This is a genomic window from Ruegeria sp. YKSF57, assembly GCF_059612585.1.
The window spans coordinates 1-19273 of sequence record NZ_JBXWQW010000022.1; the positions used below are offsets into that span (position 1 = coordinate 1).

The following is a 19273-nucleotide window of genomic DNA, read 5'->3' on the forward strand; positions in this document are numbered from 1 at the left end:
GCGGCATCAAGGACAGCGGAAACGGCGTAAAAGAAGGCGTCATCGAAGCCATGAAGTTCTTCACAAACGTCAAAACATACTCCCTGCCATGGCCAACATGATAAACTGGGAAGAAGGGGAAAAGGCCCCGGCAACGGGGCCTTTCCAGATGTTCATGTGAGCTGAACACCACGTTTCAGGCAAACAACAGCTTGCATGGTCTTTTCGACAATCTGTTGTTCCGGTGCGCAGGCAAACCCCAGCAGAAGGCCGGGGGCAACAGGCGCCTGATCCCTGAAGATCGAGACCGGCAGGCAATCGATGCCGGCATCCCAAAGGCGCTTTGCCATTTCACGATCGGATATCGTGGTATCGTTGAACCTTGCAAAAAGATGGATACCCGCCTTGCAAGGTGCTGATTCCAGAATATCTGCTGCGTGATCCGTCAAGGTTGTGACAAGAAGATCGCGACGCTGTCGGTATGCTTGTTTCATCTTTCGGATATGAGCATTGTAACTCCCATCCTGCATGAAAAGAGCCATCGCCTTTTGTTGGAGGAGCGATACATTCTGACTTAGCAATGTTCCAGCGGTGGCAAAGGCGCCGCTAAATCCGGGCGGGCAAATCAGATAGCCAAGCCGAATGGCAGGAAACATTGTTTTTGAAAAGCTGCCGACATAGAGAATTCCCGCGTTCGGGTCGAGTGCCTTGAGGGCGGGTTGGGGGCGCTCTTCATAGTGGAATTCGCTGTCATAGTCGTCTTCGACAATCCACGCTTTCTGATCGCGCGCCAGTTCCAGCAACTCCATTCTGCGAGGGAGGCTCATCGTCATGCCAAGCGGGTGTTGGTGCGACGGCGTGACAAAAATCAGGTTGCAGGGGTCATGATTGGCGACGGCATAGGCGATTGAAAAACCTTCGCTATCAAGCGGTACGGATCGAACGTTCAACCCCTGAAGCCGCGCGGTATCCCGAAATGCAATGTGGCCCGGATCTTCCATCCATATGGTGTTGCCGCGCGTCAGAAGGGTCATGAGAACAATTGAAAACGCTTGTTGAGCACCGGCTGTCACGACGATCTGGTCCGCGTCGCATTCGATACCTCTGCTGTCCCTGACATGGCCGGCAATCGCACGTTTCAACTCTTCAAGCCCACCTGGGGGGCCGTATCCAAGCAAAGCTGAATCCTGATTGCGGGTTGCGCGAGATTGCGCCTCGGCCCAGGCACGGCGCGGAAAAAGATCCAGGGCCGGAATACCCGGTCTGAACGCCGAGACCTGGTCAAGTCGGGTTGTCGAGCGCGACCCGAGGATCTGCTCTATATGGGGTGATACAGGGCCGAGGTTGAGCGAGGGATGCGATCGCCGCGAGGGAGAGACTTCGATCGGCAGATCCCCGAGTGACAAGTTTGCCACGTAAGTGCCTGAGCCTGTGTGTGATTCCAGAAAACCCTCGGTGACAAGCTGTTCAAATGCGTTTTTGATCGTAAGACGTGATACACCAAGATCCTGTGCCAATTGGCGGGTTGAAGGTAAGCGCGTTTCCTGGGGCAGGGAGCCATTCAGGATCGCTTTGCGTATCTTGTTCTCAAGTTGTCGGGTAAGGGGTGTTTTGGTTCGCCTGTCCAGGTGCAGCATCGACAAGAAGGCGCCGCCGGTTTTCTTCATCTTGCCCGTCATCGTGACGGCACTCCTCAACTGGATATACGTCTAATTGCCTTCTGGGGAGTTTCACATATCCATTTTTACGGCACAATGGCGGGTGATCATGATCCGGTGCGAGATCCTGACATCGGTTGACGGTCGACCCGTACAGGTTTGGCCGGATTGCCCGGTTCTCCGTGAAGGGCACAGGTTGCTGTCCAGGGTAGCGCCCCCCTGCGCGTGGAGAATGTTGTAACCAAGTAGAAATGTCGCTGGTTCTGCAAAATGGACATGTCCCAACTGGGCGCTGAGGTGAGCAAAGCCCGACAGGGCGGAGACCTCAGACATCGCAGCTCTGGCTGGCTTTGCGAGCTTCCTTGGCGCAGCGTTTCTTCGGCGGGGTTTTGACCTGCTCGGCCTTGATGTGTTCCAGCACCGCGCTCATCCTTTCTGCAGGACACACGGGCAGGCGGTTCAATTCGGGCTAAATGCTATCAAAGGAGCGGCATCAAACCGCAACACGTCCAGAGCCTGACTTTGCACCTTTGGTTGTGACCTCTGATCCTGTTCCCGGTATCTCGTCGTCGGCGGCAACGTTGGATTTTCGCCAAATCACTCATCGGTGAGACCCAGAGCTACATTGCCAAATACCGGGAAGGCCTGACCGTGTTCCTTGGCGACGGTCGCGTGGAACTGGAGCCAAACAGCGTCGATCCCCATGCCGCGTGGCTTGCCAAAACCCTGACCGCCATCGCAATCGGGCACAAGCAATCCGATATCAACGTCCTGCTGCCCTGGACTTACACCCTGCAAATGTGATCGGCGCACCGCTTATTTTTTTGATGACGAAAAGCGAGAACTTTCGTCAGACAATGTCAGTGTCCGAATTTCGTAGGGGCAGCTCACGACGCCACCGTCGCAGCGATGGCGCTTGTGCTACTGAAGATGTGACATTTCGACTGTGCTTGGCACATGTTAACCAAGTACAGGTGTCGCAGACTCAATCGATTGCGAAGCAGTACAGCAAACCTGCGCCGCCGGTCTTGGGAAGATCCGCCTCACCACATCCTACTGAGGCATGCGAGGAATTCCACGACACCATATTCCGAGAGTCGTTCAGCCCGGCCCGGTCATGGTGACCGACTATTGCAGAACCCTCGCCGTTGCTTGTCCAGTTGCCGCAGGTCGTATCCCCGCCAGCTGTCGAGAAATGTCCGTTCGAGTCTGTTCCTGTAAGGATGTCATGTTCGTTCGGCTTGCTGCCTCGTCCATTGATAGGATTGCCGTTTTCGTCCAGCCCGGTTTCAAGGTTGATATTCGCGTTGGCACTGTGCAGATCGTCCACATCTTTCGCGATCATCTCACCTTTGGCATTGTACCACGGGCCTGATCCGATCCGGTCTCTTGCGCTGATGCCGTTGGTTACTTTGGGGCTTCCGCTGCTGCGGTCAATCACCATGCTTGCGCTCAGATATGCGGCCCATGTTCGCGAAGATCCGGCAGCTTCGGCAAGTTTCGTGCAATGCGCATCAGCACCTTCCAATCCGCCGAAATTCGCACCGTCACCAGCCCCGTCACTTGTAATGAAAAATGACATCTCCTGGGCGTTGCCAGTGGTAGCACTCCCAAGGGTAGACAGTGCTATTGTTGCGCCTAAGATCGTGCCGGTTGCTATTTTGAACATATTATCCTCCCATTATTAAATTCTTGTCAGAACGTTAAGCAGTGACCGCCAATACGTCTAGTCTGAGGCGGTCACGTGATAGAGAGCTGGCGCCAAAACCAGGACTTTTTTGACCCGGACCCAATTCAGATTTCGACAACACTATCGATATCAGCTGTATTTCGAGGTTATTGTGCAAACTTCATTCGCGATATCATCAGCCTTTGGTCGTACAACTTCATACTCAGGTTGGGTTTCGATCGCGAACGAAACGATCCGTGGCTGCGATCGCTGATGGTCGCCCATTCGGAGCACCCCTAGCCCAGGTAGTCGCGCAGGCCCGGAGGGGGAGTTTCAAAAAGTTGCGTTGTCACTGCCGGAGGATGCACGAGCCCATCCGTGACCAGGATCGTCTGATTTGCAATACGACGCGCATCTTGGGGATCATGGCTGATCATCAACAAGGTTGTATTGGTCTCGTTAACCAGATTGGAAACAAGATCCAGCATTTCCGCTTTCAGTGCGGGACCAAGGGCGGCGAACGGTTCGTCCAGCAAAAGCAACTGTCGCCGCTGCACAAGCACGCGAGCCAAGGCGACGCGGCTTTGTTGCCCGCCGGACAGCTGGGAAGGCTTACGATCACCCATCCCGGACAACCCAACTCGCATCAGGGCATCCTGTACCTGTACCTCTTCGGCCTTTGAAAGGCGACCTTTCGGGCGGATCCCCAGGGCTATGTTCCGCTCGGCACTTAGATGAGGGAAGAGATTGCCGTCCTGAAACAACATTGCCAATGGGCGTTTTCCCGGCGGGATATGGGTCATGTCTCGACCCTGCCACGATATCTGCCCTTCTTTCAGATCGCGGAACCCGGCGATGGTTTCCAGAAGGGTGGTTTTTCCTTCCCCCGAAGGGCCAATTATCGCGACACTCGCTCCGGCCTCGATCTGGAGATTGGCGCGCAAAACGAAATTGCCGTTCCCAAGAACGCAGTTCTCAAGCTTCAGCATGCCACCGCCCTCCGCGATCCAAAGCCCAGAATGCTCCCATCGATAGGATCAGCAATATCAATGCGCCGCCCGCTGCGGCCTGCATTTGATAAGCGCCCATCAAGCGGTAAATCTGAAGGGGCAGGGTGGCAACCTGTGCGTCGGCAAAAAGCGCGATCACTCCGAGATCGCCCATGGAAAGCGCGGCAGCGAGACCTGCGGCAAACCCGATCTGCGGGCGCATACGGGGAAGCATGACGCGCTTAAAGAAAACCCATCCGCCCATATCCAGCGAGAGTGCCAAGCGCCCGTATCGTGAAGATACATCTCGTGCGGCGGGCACAAGAATTCGCAAAGCAAACGGCAATGCCATGACCGCATTTACCAGCGCAGTGACCGGCAATGCCAACATCGTTGGATTTGCCACCGGCCGGATCATGATGAACAATCCGGTGCCGATCACCAACGGCGACGCGGCAAGCCCGAGGATGCCTCCGAGTTCAACCAGCCCAAAGCGCCTGTTGGCAACCGCTGCGGCCATTGGCAGGGCCAGAAGCAAAAGGAAAACCGTACTGGCGGCGGCGACAAGAACCGAAATCAGTGCCGCGCGAATGATCGGTATGGGCAACTCTGCAAGCCCCGTTATTCCTGATATCACAACCGAGGCAAGCGGCAGAAACAAAAAAGTCGCACCTGACACGATCCAAAGCGTATCGATAATCGTTCCGTCACCGTCCCAACGTCGAATGGCCCTGTCGAGCCCTGAACCGAACCCTTCCCGGCGTGAAAGCCTTAGGGCGGTCAGTGCGGCGGCGGCGGTCAACAGCAACTGCAAGGCAGACAAAAGTGCCGCCCGCCCCAGATCAAAGTCATAGGTAAATGCCTGATAGATAGCGAGTTCGACCGTTGTCGCGCGCGGCCCGCCCCCCAAGGTCAGGGCGACCGCGAAGCTGCTCAGGCAAATGGCAAAAATGACGGCCATCGTTCCGGGAAGAACACGGGTCAGCATCGGTATCTCGATCAACCGGAAAATGGCGCGACCGTCACAGCCCAGTTGCGCAGCCAGTCGAAAGCGTTCCGCGGGGATTTCCTGCCAGCCCTGAAGAACAAGACGGGTTGCCAGGGGAAGGTTGAAAAACACATGGGCCAAGACCACCCCGTGCAATCCATAAATCTGAATGGGTGGTAGCCCGAACAGGCTCAGAAAATCCGAAATCCAACCGGCACGTCCAAAGACTTGCAACAGCCCGAGAATCGCAACGATGACGGGCAAAATGAATGGCGCTCCCAGCAACGCGATCAACGCACGCCGACCCCGAAAACGCCGTCGTGCAAGCGCGCGGGCGACCGGAATGGCCAGCCCGGTGCTGATCAATGCCGATAGAGTGGCTTGCGTCAGGGTAAACCGCAAGGCAGCCCAGTCCGCCGGGCCGAATCCACGCCCGGCTTCGGCACGCAGGGCTACTGCGCTGAGTGTCCCCAGTATCAGCGCGGCCACAAGTGCAGCCGCGCAGAACCCCGGATAGGGGCTTACTGGCTGAGTGCGCCCAGCCATTCGGCCAGAGCCTCGTCTCGCACGGGTTCAGCTTCGTCAGGCTTGAAAAAAAGAGCCTTTGCGGGTGTGTGCAGGGTTTCGAACCCTTTGGGCAACCCAGCTGACGGGATTACGGCGGGATACATCCAGTTCGTTGTTGGAATGATCTGCTGGAACGCGTCAGAAACCATGAAGGTCAGAAATTCGTCGGCCAGTTCCGGCTGGTCGGTATGTGCCAGTTTTGCGGCCACCTCAATCTGCATGTAATGTCCTTCGTCGAACATTGCGGCGGATTTGGACGCGTCTTCCTCGGCAATCAAGTGATAGGCGGGCGAGGTGGTGTAGCTCAGCACCATGTCGGATTCACCTTCGAGAAACAGACCATAAGCCTCGGACCAGCCCTTTGTGACGGTCACGATATTGTCGGACAGATCTGCCCAGAGAGCCGGTGCGTCGGCCCCATAGGCCGCCTTGACCCACAATAGCAGGCCCAGGCCCGGTGTGGACGAACGCGGATCCTGAATGATGATCTTGGTGTCGCTGTCCGCCAGCTCGCGGAAGTTGGCGGGAGCCGGCACGTCGGCGTTGTGAACAAAGGCGAAATAACCCCAATCATAGGGGACAAATTCTGAATCGCTCCAGTCGACGGGCAGCGCAAAGTTGGCGCTCACCGAATGGGATGCGAACAGCCCGGTTTCCCTCGCTGCTGAAATCAGGTTTGTGTCGAGCCCCAACACAACATCTGCGTCCGAGTTCTCGCCTTCCAGCCGCACACGCGACAAAAGGGCTGCGCCGTCTTCGAGGCCAACAAGATTCAGGTCACAGTCACACACTGCCTCGAACGCCTCTTCGATCTGAGGGCCGGGGCCCCAGTCGGATACGAAGCTGTCATAGGTGTAAACGGTCAACTGGGGTTTGTCGGCGGCAAAGGCCGACGTTGCACTCAGTATTCCCGCAGCAATAATCAGATGTCTCATATCATCCTCCATTGCGGCGTCAGGACAAGGATGGATGAATCCGCTACCTTTCCCTCCGCCGGTTCTAGCCGGTTCAGGTTCAACGGGTTCGCCGGATGGCATCTCAGCGCGATGTGACGCGCACCCCGAGGTAGTGCCGTGACTAGGGCAAGTTCGAACCGAACTCAACAGAAATCCGCGAGCGTTGTCCGCGCCGAACAGGGATTGCTGGGCCTTGAGCCAGGTTCTTCGAACGTAGCGTGGCGCCGGATTCACAAGAGAGCAATCAGAACAGTACGGCAGGTGGTCAGAAGAACACGACGTGGCCTTGCTTGTCGCCGCGCCCCTCTAGCTGCCATGCGCAACGGAACGCCGAAAGAGTAAAAGGCTTGTGGTCAAAAGCATGGCCCCCAGCAATGTCATCCAGAAGAACTCAGGCCAGACGGTTTCGATCCCGGCTCCCTTGAAGACGATTGCCTGGCTGGCGGACATGTAGTGGCGAGACGGAAGGAGCAGAGTTGCAACCTGCAACCATTCGGGCTGCCCCTCGATCGGGGTTTCGCCGCCTGACAGCATCAGCATCGGCAGGATCGTCAGCATCACCAAAAGCGCAAACTGCGCCATGGATCGCGCGAGCGTTGCCAGAAATACCCCCAAAGCTGTAGCGGTGAAAAGAAACAACGCGGTGCCGAGAAGAAAAAGAACCTTCGACCCCGCGATGACCACTCCCAATGATCCTTGCAGAACAAATGTCATCGACAGCGCCGTCGCAACAAGAACCACTGCGGCGTTTGCCCATATCTTGGCGGCAGCGATATCGAACGGTGTTACCGGCATGGCAAGCAAATGCTCGATCGTTCCATGCTCGCGCTCACGGATCATCGCTGCTCCTGTCAGGATCGTGGTCAGCCACATGATCTGACCGATCAGGGCAACGATCCCGGCAAATCGGACCGTATCGCGGTTCGGATTGAAGGCGCTGCGCACGATCATGCCGATTTTGGGCGGATCCAATAGATCGGCACCAATGGCGAAGCGGCGGATTTCAGCACTCAGAATGTTGGAGATATAGCTTGACCCTATCCCCGCCTGTTCCATTGCGGTTGCGTCGATGAGCACCTGAATCTCTGGAGAACGGTTGGCCCGGAGATCCTTTTCGAAACCCGGCGGTACAGCAACGACAAAGATGAAACGACCCGCATCCATCTCTGCCGTACCCGTCCCGGGCTTGATGTGCACCACGGGCTGGAACTCTGGTGGAAAGAATGCAGCGGCCAACGCACGAGAAAGCGGAGAGTTGTCTTCATCCGAAAACGCAATTGACGCGTTGTTGACAGAAGTTGAAACTCCGGTCGCTTCCATGATCGGTGACAGAGTGAACGACCAAACCAGTAGCGCCATCATCACCCAATCGCGGCGCAGGCTTATCATCTCCTTCAGTCCAAGCCAGAAAATGCAATGCAACCGTCGCATTTACTTCTCCTGAGCCCGAAGCGCCAGCACCGCAATTGCTGTAAACACCGGCCCAAAGCAGGCCAGCGCCAGAATATCAGGGCCAAGCGCTTCCCAACTCAGACCTTTGGTGAATGCACCGACGTTCAAGTGCAGGAAATAGGACGACGGCCACAGCGATCCGATCGTCTGCGCGCCGGGCTCCAGGGTCGAGACCGGTTGCAGCAGGCCGGAAAACTGGATGGTGGGCACAACCGAGGCGATGGCGGTTGCAAAGGTTGCGGCAACCTGGCTTGACGTCATGGTTGCGATCAGCAAGCCATAGGACGTTGTGGCCCAAACATAGAGGAGCGCGCCAATCGCAAGTGGAATCGGATTGCCTTTGAGCGGCACACCGAAAACCAGAATGATCATCCCGGTCAGAAGCAGAAAATTGGCAAATGCGATCACAATATAGGGGATCTGCTTGCCGATCAGGAATTCGAGCCGCGTCGTGGGCGTCACATAGAAATTGACCACCGAACCCAATTCCCGTTCCCGCGCCACACTGACGGCCATCAGGATCGCAGGCAGCATGATGAGCAGGATCGCGGGCATGGCAGGAGCCATCGCGGCTATGCTCTCGAAACTCTGATTGTACCGGAAACGCGGCTCGATCCGGGCAATCTCTGCTTTCTTCGCGCCACTGTTGTCGGCCAGAACGTTCAGAAATGTTTGGTGCAGCCCCATGGCATAGCCTTCGACCGTCTCGCCTTTGAACGGGATTGCCCCATCCACGATCGCCAGAACCTCTGTCGGCTCGCCCGAGCGCAGCTTGCGTCCGAAATCCGGCGGTAATTCCACGACCAGAGAAACTTCGTTGGCGGCCAACCGACGATGCCCTTCGGTTGCAGAGGTCAGTGGGGTCGTTGGCTGGAAGTACCGTGACCCTTCGATTTCGGCAACATAAGCTCGGCTTTCCGGGCTTTGTGACAGGTCGTAAACCGCAAAGTTCAGCTCCTCAATATCCAACGTGATCCCGTAGCAGAAAACCAGCATCAACAGCGCTGAACCCAAAAACGCGAACGCAAGCCGAACTCGGTCGCGCAACACTTCTATCGCTTCACGTCGAGCATACGCCAAAACCCGCCCGACTCCTCCTCCGGTTCCTGCGCGCGCTGTGTCAACCGGGATCGTCGGAGCCGAGACTGGAACTGGCGGATCGGCGGCTTGCAGAACGGACACGAAGGCGGCTTCCAGACTGTCGACACCTTCCGCCGCAATCAGCTCATCCGGTGTACCTTCGACAAGAACCCGACCCGCATGCATGAACGAGACGCGGTCGCAACGTTCGGCCTCAGACAAGAAGTGGGTTGAGACGAAGATTGTCACGTTCTCCTGGCGTGCCAGCTCGATCAGAAGCTCCCAGAACGAGTCGCGCGCCTCGGGGTCCACGCCTGACGTCGGTTCATCCAGAATGAGAATTCTCGGGCGGTGGATCACAGCGACTGCAAGTGACAATCGTTGCTTGATGCCAAGAGGCAATGACATGGCCAGCGCATCACTATGGGCTCCAAGAGCGAAGCGATCCAGCAATTCGTCGATCCGCGCATCGCGGTTATCGATCTCGAAAATTCGGGCGTGAAGTTTCAGGTTCTGGCGGACAGTCAGTTCGCCATAAAGCGAAAATGCCTGACTCATATAACCGATTTCTCGGCGCAATTGCAGGTCATGCGCGTCAGCAGGCCTGCCAAACAAATAGGCCTCGCCCGAACTCGCGGGCAGCAGGCCGGTCAGCATTTTCATGGTTGTCGACTTGCCGCAGCCATTCGACCCGAGAAAGCCGAAGATTTCTCCAGGCCTGATAGCGAAATTGACGGCATCGACTGCAACGAAATCCCCAAAACGACGGGTCAGGCCGCGTGCGATAATAACAGGTTCAGCGGTGGTATGTGGGCTTGGCTTTTGTTCCTGGCTTTGCTGCGGTGTCTTGTGTGTCCGGAGCCGCCTATAAGCTGTTTCGAGATCTTCTTCGTCGCCCCTTAATCCTTGGGGCGCCCCCTGGAAAAGTACGCGCCCCCTATCCATGGCGACAATTTGGTCAAATTGCTGAGCCTCATCCATATAGGCCGTTGAAACCAGTACGGTCAGGTTGGGGCTGTCCGCCCGAATTGCGTCGATCAACGCCCAGAATTGCCGACGTGACAGCGGATCGACGCCGGTTGTCGGTTCATCCAACACCAGAATTTCCGGATCGTGGATCAGCGCGCAACAAAGCCCCAATTTCTGTTTCATGCCGCCTGAGAGTTTGCCCATCAACCGATCGGCGAAGGGTGAAAGCCCCGTCGCCGCCAACAGCGCGTCGATTCGGATATCGCGTTCCTCCGGGCCTTGTCCGAAGATGCCCGAAAAAAACTCCAGGTTCTCTCGGACCGACAGTTCGGCATACAGGTTGCGGCCCAGCCCTTGCGGCATGAAAGCGATGGAAGGGCACACGCGGCGACGATGTGCCGGATCGTCGATTGGACCCCCAAGCACATCAATTGTTCCGGCCTGCAGTTTTTTCGCTCCGGTCACAAGCCCCAGCAGGGTCGACTTTCCGACCCCATCCGGCCCGATGAACCCGGTGAGCCGGCCGGTGGGAAGTTCCAATGATACTGCGTCCAGTGCGACAACCTTGCGATACCGATGTGTGACGCCCTGAACGCGGATCGTTGCGGCTGCTCCGGCACTCATTCGAACAACTCAGGTGGAATGCGCCTTTCCAGAGCGTCTGGCCATACGGCGCCAGACGTGAGGCGTATCACCGCCATACCCCTCAGTCCGGTTTTGACATGTTCTATCCGCTCCGAGACCAGTTCCTCTGGAATGCGGACGCGGACCCGAAACACCAGTTGTTCGCGTTCGCTCAGTGTCTCCACCTGCTTTGGTGTGAACTGAGCTTCGGGCGAGACGAAAGTAACGGTTGCCGGGATGGCATAGTCGGGCAGGGCATCAAGTACGATGCGCGCTTCGGCACCGATTGGCAAAAGACCTGCTTCACGGGCCGGAAGGAACACTTCCATATAGATGTTTTCAAGACTGAGAAGGGTCAGGATCGGCTCTCCCGCGCCGACGACTTCTCCGGGCTCAGCCAATCGATAGAGGACCCGTCCGGGCATGGGGGCAACAAGGGAGCTGTCCTCGATCTTTGCAACGATCCGTCGAACCTCGGCCTCGGCCGCCACGATCTGGCTAGCCGCAGTTGCAACGCGGGCCTTGGCCGCGCCCAGGACAGCCTCGGCCACTTCCTTGGCGGTTACGCGTGCCTCGAACACGGTTTCGGAAATATTCTGGCCGGCCAGCAACGCTGTCGCGCGGTCAAATTCCTGCTTTGCCCTGCGCTGTTCGCTCTCTCGCTGGACGACCACGGCCTCGGCTTCGGCCTTGTTCTGGCGCGCCAGGGCAACTTCGGCTCTGGCTCGATCAAGTGCAGCCGACAACTCATCCGTATCCATTTCGACAAGGATATCACCAGCCGAGACAAGTTCGCCTTCTGCTGCCATGATCCGGGCGATGCGCCCGGCGCTGGTCGGGGCGATTTCAACCTGTTCAGCCTCGATCCGCCCGTTGCCGTGCACAAAGCCGGGCGGCAGTTCTTCGCCGTTCCTGGCGATGACCACATACGCCACTGCCCCTGCCAGCAGGAGTATGGTTGCAAAAGTTATCGAGCCTGCCGTCAGTTTCATGAACAAGTGTCCAACTGTTGACGATGCGCTTTGAATATATTTTTTCCCAACCCAACCTACATTGCGATGAATCAAACGGCAGTAATGGCCTGACGACGGGTACCTATTTGTCGTTGACACACTTCCGACGCGGCTAAGAGCGATCGGGCATCGAGCCATAGTTTCCAAAAGGCGGGAACGATAAGATCGTTTTACTTTGATCTATTCGACAAGCAATATCTTATTCAAAGATTTTGGGAGGACCACCATGCGCACGCAAGTCGCCATAATTGGCGGTGGCCCGTCAGGGTTGTTGCTGGGCCAGCTACTCCATCGAAAGGGTATCGACACGGTCGTTCTGGAAAGGAAAACCAGGAACTATGTTCTCGGCCGCATTCGCGCGGGGATTCTGGAAGTCGGATTTGTCGAGCTTATGCGCGAGGCAGGAGTATCGGAAAGAATGGACAGGGAATGCTTTGTCCATGACGGTACGGTGATCTCTTATGGCGGTACGGAATTTGGCATCAACTTCAAGGAGCTGACCGGCAGTCACGTTGTCGTCTATGGCCAAACCGAGTTGACACGGGACCTATACGATGCCCGCGAGGCCGCAGGTGGCAAGGTCATTTTCAATACAGACAATGTCACCATTCACGGCGCAGATACCGATACACCGCACGTCTCCTACATGGTCGATGGCACCGAATACCGCATCGATTGTGACTACGTCGCCGGTTGTGATGGGTTTCACGGGGTCAGTCGTCAGACCGTTCCCCTGACCGTGCGACGCGAATACGAAAAACTCTATCCTTTTGGGTGGTTGGGCGTTCTGTCTGAAACTCCACCTGTGAACGACGAAGTGATCTATGCTGGATCCGACCGTGGCTTTGCCCTGTGCTCGATGCGCAACGAACATCTCAGCCGGTACTACATCCAGTGTTCCCTGTCCGACAGCCCCGAGGATTGGACGGACGGCGCATTCTGGGATGAACTCAAGCGCCGCATTCCCGAAAAATACGCGGAAAATCTGGTGACCGGCCCATCGGTCGAGAAATCAATTGCGCCGCTCAGGTCTTTCGTTGTCGAACCCATGCGCTGGGGGCGCCTGTTCCTTTGCGGGGATGCCGCCCATATCGTACCCCCAACCGGGGCCAAAGGATTGAACACCGCCGCCAGCGACATTCACTATCTCTATCATGGATTGATGCAGTTTTTTGAGGAGGGTGACAGTGAAGGTATCGACCGCTACTCGGAAAAGGCATTGGCGCGCATATGGAAAGCAGAGCGTTTCAGCTGGTCAACCACCAACCTGCTGCATCGCTTTCCATATCAGAACGAATTCGATCTCAAGATGCAGCAGGCAGACATAGATTTCCTGCGGGAAAATCGCGAGGCACAGTCGGTGTTTGCGCAAAACTATGTGGGGCTGCCATATTGATGTGGACAGGATGTTTGAACCCAAATCGTCCGTTTCATGTTGCCCTGTTTGCCGATCAGAGAAACGAGGTTTCAAAGGAGACGCTTGAATGAACGACCGATTTCGCGACGGAATGGAGGTGCGCCGGAGAATTCTGGGTGACGCCCACGTTGATCGTGCCGAAGCGGCAAAGTCGGATTTTGATGAACCGTTCCAGACCCTGATCACCGAAGCGGCGTGGGGCACGGTCTGGGCCTCGGATGGGATCAGTGACCGCGAACGTTCGATGCTGACACTTGCCTTGTTGGCGGCACTGGGAAACTTTGACGAAATCCCCATGCATATCCGCGCCACGGCTCGGACCGGGGCCAGCAAGCAGGATGTGTTGGAGGCATTTCAGCATGTGGCGATCTATGCCGGTGTGCCGCGTGCCAATCACGCATTCAAGCTGGCCAGGCAGACCTATGACGAAATGGAAAAGGAATGACAGCCAAACGCGCGCAGCACCAGAATAAGGGAGGAGAGATCTGACAATGTTGAAACCAGGCGAGTTCTATCAGAGGGATCGTGAATGGCATCCTCCAGCCCTCACGCCAAATTACAAGACAAGCGTGTCGCGCTCACCTCAGTACTCTTTGATCTCGTTGCAAAACTCGATCGGCGAAGTCACGGGTCCCGTCTTTGGTCACAACGACATCGGCCCGAATGACAACGATCTGATCTACAATTACGCGCAACCCGACCAAAGCGCCATCGGCGAGCGCATCATACTTCATGGGCGCGTTCTGGACGAAAATGGTCGACCGGTTCCTGGTACCCTGGTCGAGATCTGGCAGGCCAATGCGGGCGGTCGTTACCGGCATAGGAAAGACACCTACCTCGCGCCGATCGATCCGAATTTTGGTGGTTGCGGCCGAACCCTGACTGACGAAAATGGATACTACTACTTTCGAACGGTCAAACCCGGGGCCTATCCCTGGCGAAACTGGGTCAACAGTTGGCGTCCTGCACATATCCACCTGTCGATATTCGGTAGCGCGTTTGCGCAGCGTCTGATCACTCAGTGCTATTTCGAAGGCGACCCGCTGATCCCGCAATGCCCGATCATCAACACCATTCCGGACCCAGACGCAATCGAGCGACTGATCGCGCCTTTGGATCTGAACTCTACCATCCCGCTCGACACAATCGCCTACAAATTCGACATGGTGCTCAGGGGGCGCCGTTCGACCCTGTTCGAGAACCGCCTGGAGGGGAACTGATCATGCCGCAGGAGCTCAGATACCTCAAGGAAACACCGTCTCAGACGGCTGGGCCGTATGTCCATATCGGTCTTGCGCCGGGGGCAGCCGGATTTGACATATACAAACACGAACTTGGGCACGACATCGCAGGTCCAAATGCGAAAGGAGAGCGCATTCGCATCGAAGGTGTGGTGATTGATGGCACCGGCAGCCCGATCAAGGATGTGTTGCTTGAGGCGTGGCAAGCCAATTCCGAAGGTCACTATGCACACCCGGAAGACGAGGGAGAGGTTGAGGTCGGATTTCGAGGCTGGGGCCGCGTCATCACCAACTTTGACACCGGCGAATGGGCATTCGATACGGTCAAGCCCGGACCGACCCGGGGGCGCAACGTTGGCGTTCAGGCCCCACATATCAGTTTGTGGATCGTTGCCCGCGGCATCAATGTCGGACTGAACACGCGCATTTATTTCGACGACGAAGTCCAGGCAAATGCTGCTGACCCGGTGCTTAACCTGATCGAATGGGAACGACGGCGCGATACTCTGATTGCGAAGCGTTCCGAACGGGACGGGCAGGCGGTTTATCGCTTTGACATCAAGCTGCAAGGCCAGGATGAGACCGTTTTTTTCGATATCTGAGGCAGTTTGTTCATCGCCCGGTTCAAGTTGGCCGGTGGACCCACCAGGATAGGCCAAGCCATGACCAAGCCCTGCATCATCTGCGTTGCCATCACGGGGTCGTTGCCAACAAAGGCCAACAACCCTGCAGTTCCTATTACCGTGCAGGAACAGATCGAAAGCACCCACGAAGCGTTCGAAGCAGGGGCTTCAATCGTCCATGCCCATGTTCGGAACGACGACCAGACACCAAGTTCGGACCCCGAAAAATTTGCCCGGCTCAAGGAAGGTGTGGAAAAGCACTGCCCCGGGATGATCATCCAGTTTTCGACCGGAGGACGCTCGGGCGCAGGGAAAGAAAGAGGTGGAATGCTGCCTTTGGCACCCGATATGGCCTCGTTGTCGGTAGGCTCGAACAATTTTCCCACGCGCGTCTACGAAAACCCGCCGGATCTGGTGCGATGGCTCGCTGCTGAAATGCGCAAATACAACGTAATCCCCGAAGTCGAAGCCTTTGACCTCAGCCATATTCTGAACGCCATTCACATGCATGGCGAAGGCATTTTGCCGGGCCAACTCTATGTGCAATTCGTTATGGGGGTGAAGAATGCGATGCCCGCTGACCGTGACGTATTCGACTATTACGTCAAAACCATGCAGGCCCGTGCACCAAACGCTGAATGGTGCGCCGCTGGTATCGGGCCGAACCAGATTGTTGTCAACGAATGGGCTATTGCCGCCGGTGGTCACACGCGCACTGGCCTCGAAGACAACGTCAGGCTCGATAGAAGTACGCTAGCGCCTTCCAACGCGGCGCTGGTAAGACGCGCGGTCGAACTTTGCGACCGCTATGATCGTCCCGTGGCAACATGGCGGCAGGCAAGAGAGATGCTGAAGCTCGCAAGAGCTATTCCCGAAAAATGTTAACTGCAAGGCCGGGAAAGAGAACTATTCACCGACCGTCAGCGTGTCTAGGTACGGCTGTGGTTCGGCGGCAGCGCGACTCTGGCGCGCAGACGTTTTTCAACGGCACTTAACTTGTGCGCCGCCTGATTAAGCCCAGGCTGGCGCGATCCTGACAACTGGCGAGTTGAACAAGCCGGAATGACAAAGGGCCGGAATGACCGGCCCTCTCGTCAGACTATCGGCGGGGTTCATCCAAGTACGGCTTTGACGGCCTGAACTGTCCCGGCCACAACCTGATCCGCCTCTTCGCGGGTCAGGCAGAAGGGTGGCGCAAAGCCGAGGATGTCGCCTTGTGGCATGGCGCGGGCGATGATTTTGCTTTGCTCCAGCAATTTGGCCGATACCTGCGGGCCGATCTTGTCGGCTGCGTCAAAGAAGGTGCGACTGTCCTTGTCCTTCACGAACTCAACAGCGCATAGCATACCTTCGCCGCGCACGTCGCCGACATTGGCATGGTCCGACAATGCCTCGGCCATGGTGGCATTGAGGTAGGCCCCAACGTCGCCGGCATTTCGCACAAGGTTCAACTCGTCAATCAGCTTGAGGTTGGCAACCCCTGCCGCGGCCCCGATCGGGTGCGCCGAATAAGTCCAGCCGTGGCCGATCGGGCCATTTTCATCCGTGCCCTGTTCCAACACTTTCCAGACCTTGTCCGAGACGATGGATCCGGAAAGCGGCGCATAGGCCGAGGTGAGGCCCTTGGCGATGGTTATGATGTCGGCCTCTATCCCATAGTGATCCGAACCGAACATGGTGCCGAGGCGGCCAAAGCCGGTTACCACCTCATCTGCGACCAGCAGGATGTCGTGTTTTTTCAGCACCGTCTGGATCGCTTTCCAGTACCCTGCGGGCGGCGGAACGATGCCGCCGGTGCCCAGCACCGGCTCGCCTATGAAGGCTGCGATTGTATCTGCGCCCTCGCGCTCGATCAGCGCTTCCAGTTCGGCCGCGCAATGGGCCGCAAACTGGTCTTCAGTCTGTTTCAGGTCGGTGCGGCGATAGTAATAGGGCGCCTCGGTGTGGATCACCTGTTCCACCGGCAGGTCGAATTTCTTGTGAAACAATTCCAGCCCGGTCAGTGAGCCGGTAACCAGACCCGAACCATGATACCCTCGCCAGCGCGAGATGATCTTCTTCTTCTCGGGGCGACCCAGAATGTTGTTGTAGTACCAGATCAGCTTGACATTGGTTTCATTTGCATCGGAACCGCCAAGCCCAAAATAAACCTTCGACATGTTCTTGGGCGCCCGGTCCAGGATCATCTTTGACAGCGTGATCGAGGCCTCGGTACCGTGACCCACGTAAGCGTGGTAATAGGCCAGTTCGCGGGCTTGCTCTGCAATCGCCTCGGCAATTTCCTGACGACCATAGCCGACATTCACGCAATAGAGCCCGGCAAAGGCATCCAGCAGCTTGTTGCCGTCACGATCTTCGATAAAGACGCCGCTGGCGGTCTTAATCACGCGGTTCGGGCTTTCCCCCCGAGCGTGCTGCGCCAGATGGGTCGAGGGGTGGAAAAAATTCTCGCGATCCCACTGGTCGAGTTGGTCGTTCTTCAGCATCAGTTTTCCTTTCTCATCCGTGTGGATCACGCCCAGTCACGGCAGACGTATTTTATTTCGGTAAATTCTTCCATGCCCAAACGGGCCCCTTCGCGACCCAGGCCGGATTGTTTGGTGCCGCCGAACGGTATGGGCGCGCCAGTGACCTTTGTGCGGTTGACCGCCACCATGCCATATTGCAACGCCCGGCTCAGCCGGTAGATACGGCGTGGGTCGTGACTGTGAACATAGGCCACCAGCCCGTATTCGCTGTCATTGGCTCGTGCAATCACTTCTTCCTCGGTGTCGAAAGGAGTGATCGGGGCGACAGGGCCAAATGTTTCCTCCGACATGATCAGAGCGTCAGCGGGTACATCCGTCAGCACGGTGGGTTCATAAAACAAAGGACCCAGCGCGTGACGCTTGCCACCACAGGACAGCTTGGCACCCTTGGCCATCGCGTCCGCCACATGCTCTTCCTGCTTCTGTACCGCCTTTTCGTTCATCAATGGGCCGATATCACAGTCATCCAGGCCCCGTCCGATTGTCAGAGCCTTTGCAGCTTCGGTGAACTTGGCACAGAATTCTGCATAGGCCGGGCGTTCGACAAAGATCCGGTTCGCCCCAAGGCAATCTTGTCCGGATGTTGCAAACTTTGCCTTGATGGTTTCGGCAACCGCCCGATCCAAATTGGCGCCTTTGAAAACAATCACCGGCGCGTGTCCACCCAATTCCATCACCAGCCGTTTCACCGTGTCGGCGGACTGGCGGTAGAGCAACTTGCCGATGGCTGTAGAGCCCGTGAATGACAACGCCCGGACCCGCTTGTCGCGCGTCCACGGCTCCACGATTGTGGCGGCCTCTCCGGTGACGACGTTGAACACACCCGCAGGGATGCCCGCGCGTTCGGCAAGTTCTGCCAACGCCAACGCGCTGAAAGGGGTTTCGCCGGACGGATGGGCAACAACGGTACAGCCTGCTGCCAGAGCCGCAGCTGCCTTGCGGGTGAGCATCGCCGAGGGGAAATTCCAGGGCGTGATCAGGGCCGCAACACCCATTGGTTCGCGCCACAATTCCACTTCAGCATCCGGCAGGTGGCTGGTCACGCCTTCGATATTTGGGCGTTTGGCTTCCTCGGAATAGAACTCCACAAAAGCTGCGCCGTACTCGATCTCGCCGCGGGCTTCCGACAACGGCTTGCCCTGTTCCAGCACCATGATGCGGGCCAGGTCCTCCTTGTGATCCAGCTGCAGCTCGTACCAGCGGCGCAAGATCTTTGCGCGCTGTTGGGGAAGAAGTGCGGACCAAGCCGGAAAAGCTGCCTGAGCAACCTCAACCGCACCAGATGATTCCTCTGCCGAAAGGCTTGCGACATGACCGAGTTCGGTTCCGTCTGCCGGGTCGGTGACAGGAAAAGATCTGCCATTGGCGGCAGCACACCATTTTCCATTTATATAGGAAAAAGAACGTACTAATGCCTTGTCTGCAATATCTGCGCGAGCAGAGAGAGCGGTTTCTGTCATGAACAACCTCCAAACCTTCGCAGCCGATTCTGCCCGATCGCCTTAGAAGTTGTGGCCGAA

Annotated in this window: 15 protein-coding genes, 1 pseudogene and 1 riboswitch; of the genes and pseudogenes, 6 read left to right on the plus strand and 10 right to left on the minus strand. The window is 56.9% G+C overall.

The genetic code is table 11. From position 1 onward, the window contains the following. Positions 1-152: 152 nt before the first annotated feature. On the minus strand, positions 153-1658 hold the full coding sequence (gene pdxR, locus AC2FLX_RS10925; RefSeq protein WP_496875428.1) for a MocR-like pyridoxine biosynthesis transcription factor PdxR: 1506 nt from the start codon (positions 1656-1658) through the stop codon (positions 153-155). Between the two features lie 570 nt (positions 1659-2228). Between pdxR and AC2FLX_RS10930 the strand changes: the two are divergent. Beyond that, positions 2229-2441, plus strand: a pseudogene (locus AC2FLX_RS10930) (transposase domain-containing protein); the annotation flags it as partial. Between the two features lie 181 nt (positions 2442-2622). On the opposite strand, the gene AC2FLX_RS10935 reads toward AC2FLX_RS10930, so the two are convergent. From AC2FLX_RS10935 to AC2FLX_RS10965, 7 genes are all read right to left on the minus strand, one after another. Further along, on the minus strand, positions 2623-3306 hold the full coding sequence (locus AC2FLX_RS10935) for a hypothetical protein (RefSeq protein ID WP_496748522.1): 684 nt from the start codon (positions 3304-3306) through the stop codon (positions 2623-2625). Positions 3307-3602: 296 nt separating this feature from the next. Continuing rightward, positions 3603-4295: a thiamine ABC transporter ATP-binding protein gene (locus AC2FLX_RS10940; RefSeq protein WP_480751927.1), complete on the minus strand. Its 693-nt coding sequence runs from the start codon at positions 4293-4295 to the stop codon at positions 3603-3605. Next, positions 4282-5829: an ABC transporter permease family protein gene (locus tag AC2FLX_RS10945; protein WP_496810346.1), complete on the minus strand. Its 1548-nt coding sequence runs from the start codon at positions 5827-5829 to the stop codon at positions 4282-4284. The genes AC2FLX_RS10940 and AC2FLX_RS10945 overlap by 14 nt, the downstream gene beginning before the upstream one ends. Beyond that, positions 5805-6785 (minus strand): thiamine ABC transporter substrate binding subunit, encoded by a 981-nt coding sequence (thiB, locus tag AC2FLX_RS10950; protein WP_496810345.1) that lies wholly within the window; start codon positions 6783-6785, stop codon positions 5805-5807. The genes AC2FLX_RS10945 and thiB overlap by 25 nt, the downstream gene beginning before the upstream one ends. A gap of 32 nt (positions 6786-6817) precedes the next feature. Next, positions 6818-6923, minus strand: a riboswitch (TPP riboswitch). Between the two features lie 189 nt (positions 6924-7112). Beyond that, positions 7113-8237 carry an ABC transporter permease gene (locus tag AC2FLX_RS10955; protein WP_480751923.1) on the minus strand — a complete coding sequence of 375 codons (1125 nt, stop codon included), beginning with the start codon at positions 8235-8237 and terminating at the stop codon, positions 7113-7115. After that, positions 8238-10931 carry a ribosome-associated ATPase/putative transporter RbbA gene (rbbA, locus tag AC2FLX_RS10960; protein ID WP_496810344.1) on the minus strand — a complete coding sequence of 898 codons (2694 nt, stop codon included), beginning with the start codon at positions 10929-10931 and terminating at the stop codon, positions 8238-8240. It abuts the gene before it with no gap. After that, positions 10928-11923, minus strand: a complete 996-nt coding sequence (locus tag AC2FLX_RS10965) for an HlyD family secretion protein (RefSeq protein ID WP_496810343.1) — start codon at positions 11921-11923, stop codon at positions 10928-10930. Before AC2FLX_RS10965 ends, rbbA begins: the two co-directional genes overlap by 4 nt. A gap of 247 nt (positions 11924-12170) precedes the next feature. On the opposite strand from AC2FLX_RS10965, the gene pobA reads away from it, so the two are divergent. The 5 genes from pobA to AC2FLX_RS10990 all read left to right on the plus strand — a co-directional run bounded on the left by pobA (position 12171) and on the right by AC2FLX_RS10990 (position 16110). Continuing rightward, positions 12171-13340 carry a 4-hydroxybenzoate 3-monooxygenase gene (pobA, locus tag AC2FLX_RS10970; RefSeq protein ID WP_496810342.1) on the plus strand — a complete coding sequence of 390 codons (1170 nt, stop codon included), beginning with the start codon at positions 12171-12173 and terminating at the stop codon, positions 13338-13340. Positions 13341-13428: 88 nt separating this feature from the next. Then, the gene (pcaC, locus tag AC2FLX_RS10975; RefSeq protein WP_480751918.1) at positions 13429-13806 is read left to right on the plus strand and encodes a 4-carboxymuconolactone decarboxylase; all 378 of its coding nucleotides are present in this window, start codon (positions 13429-13431) and stop codon (positions 13804-13806) included. Between the two features lie 46 nt (positions 13807-13852). Further along, positions 13853-14581, plus strand: a complete 729-nt coding sequence (gene pcaH / locus AC2FLX_RS10980) for a protocatechuate 3,4-dioxygenase subunit beta (protein WP_480751916.1) — start codon at positions 13853-13855, stop codon at positions 14579-14581. 2 nt (positions 14582-14583) lie between these two features. Next, complete coding sequence (pcaG, locus tag AC2FLX_RS10985) at positions 14584-15204, plus strand: protocatechuate 3,4-dioxygenase subunit alpha (protein ID WP_480751915.1); 621 nt, start codon at positions 14584-14586, stop codon at positions 15202-15204. 60 nt (positions 15205-15264) lie between these two features. Then, complete coding sequence (locus AC2FLX_RS10990; protein ID WP_480751913.1) at positions 15265-16110, plus strand: 3-oxoadipate:acetyl-CoA acetyltransferase; 846 nt, start codon at positions 15265-15267, stop codon at positions 16108-16110. 227 nt (positions 16111-16337) lie between these two features. On the opposite strand, the gene AC2FLX_RS10995 is transcribed toward AC2FLX_RS10990, so the two are convergent. Next, positions 16338-17711 (minus strand): aspartate aminotransferase family protein, encoded by a 1374-nt coding sequence (locus AC2FLX_RS10995; RefSeq protein WP_480751912.1) that lies wholly within the window; start codon positions 17709-17711, stop codon positions 16338-16340. A gap of 26 nt (positions 17712-17737) precedes the next feature. After that, on the minus strand, positions 17738-19213 hold the full coding sequence (locus AC2FLX_RS11000) for an NAD-dependent succinate-semialdehyde dehydrogenase (protein WP_496745822.1): 1476 nt from the start codon (positions 19211-19213) through the stop codon (positions 17738-17740). Positions 19214-19273 lie beyond the last annotated feature (60 nt).

Coding starts and splice junctions, on each gene's coding strand:
- pdxR (WP_496875428.1), bottom strand. CDS start 1,658: ATGACGGGCAAGATGAAGAAAACCGGCGGCGCCTTCTTGTCGATGCTG.
- AC2FLX_RS10935 (WP_496748522.1), bottom strand. CDS start 3,306: ATGTTCAAAATAGCAACCGGCACGATCTTAGGCGCAACAATAGCACTG.
- AC2FLX_RS10940 (WP_480751927.1), bottom strand. CDS start 4,295: ATGCTGAAGCTTGAGAACTGCGTTCTTGGGAACGGCAATTTCGTTTTG.
- AC2FLX_RS10945 (WP_496810346.1), bottom strand. CDS start 5,829: ATGGCTGGGCGCACTCAGCCAGTAAGCCCCTATCCGGGGTTCTGCGCG.
- thiB (WP_496810345.1), bottom strand. CDS start 6,785: ATGAGACATCTGATTATTGCTGCGGGAATACTGAGTGCAACGTCGGCC.
- AC2FLX_RS10955 (WP_480751923.1), bottom strand. CDS start 8,237: ATGCGACGGTTGCATTGCATTTTCTGGCTTGGACTGAAGGAGATGATA.
- rbbA (WP_496810344.1), bottom strand. CDS start 10,931: ATGAGTGCCGGAGCAGCCGCAACGATCCGCGTTCAGGGCGTCACACAT.
- AC2FLX_RS10965 (WP_496810343.1), bottom strand. CDS start 11,923: ATGAAACTGACGGCAGGCTCGATAACTTTTGCAACCATACTCCTGCTG.
- pobA (WP_496810342.1), top strand. CDS start 12,171: ATGCGCACGCAAGTCGCCATAATTGGCGGTGGCCCGTCAGGGTTGTTG.
- pcaC (WP_480751918.1), top strand. CDS start 13,429: ATGAACGACCGATTTCGCGACGGAATGGAGGTGCGCCGGAGAATTCTG.
- pcaH (WP_480751916.1), top strand. CDS start 13,853: ATGTTGAAACCAGGCGAGTTCTATCAGAGGGATCGTGAATGGCATCCT.
- pcaG (WP_480751915.1), top strand. CDS start 14,584: ATGCCGCAGGAGCTCAGATACCTCAAGGAAACACCGTCTCAGACGGCT.
- AC2FLX_RS10990 (WP_480751913.1), top strand. CDS start 15,265: ATGACCAAGCCCTGCATCATCTGCGTTGCCATCACGGGGTCGTTGCCA.
- AC2FLX_RS10995 (WP_480751912.1), bottom strand. CDS start 17,711: ATGCTGAAGAACGACCAACTCGACCAGTGGGATCGCGAGAATTTTTTC.
- AC2FLX_RS11000 (WP_496745822.1), bottom strand. CDS start 19,213: ATGACAGAAACCGCTCTCTCTGCTCGCGCAGATATTGCAGACAAGGCA.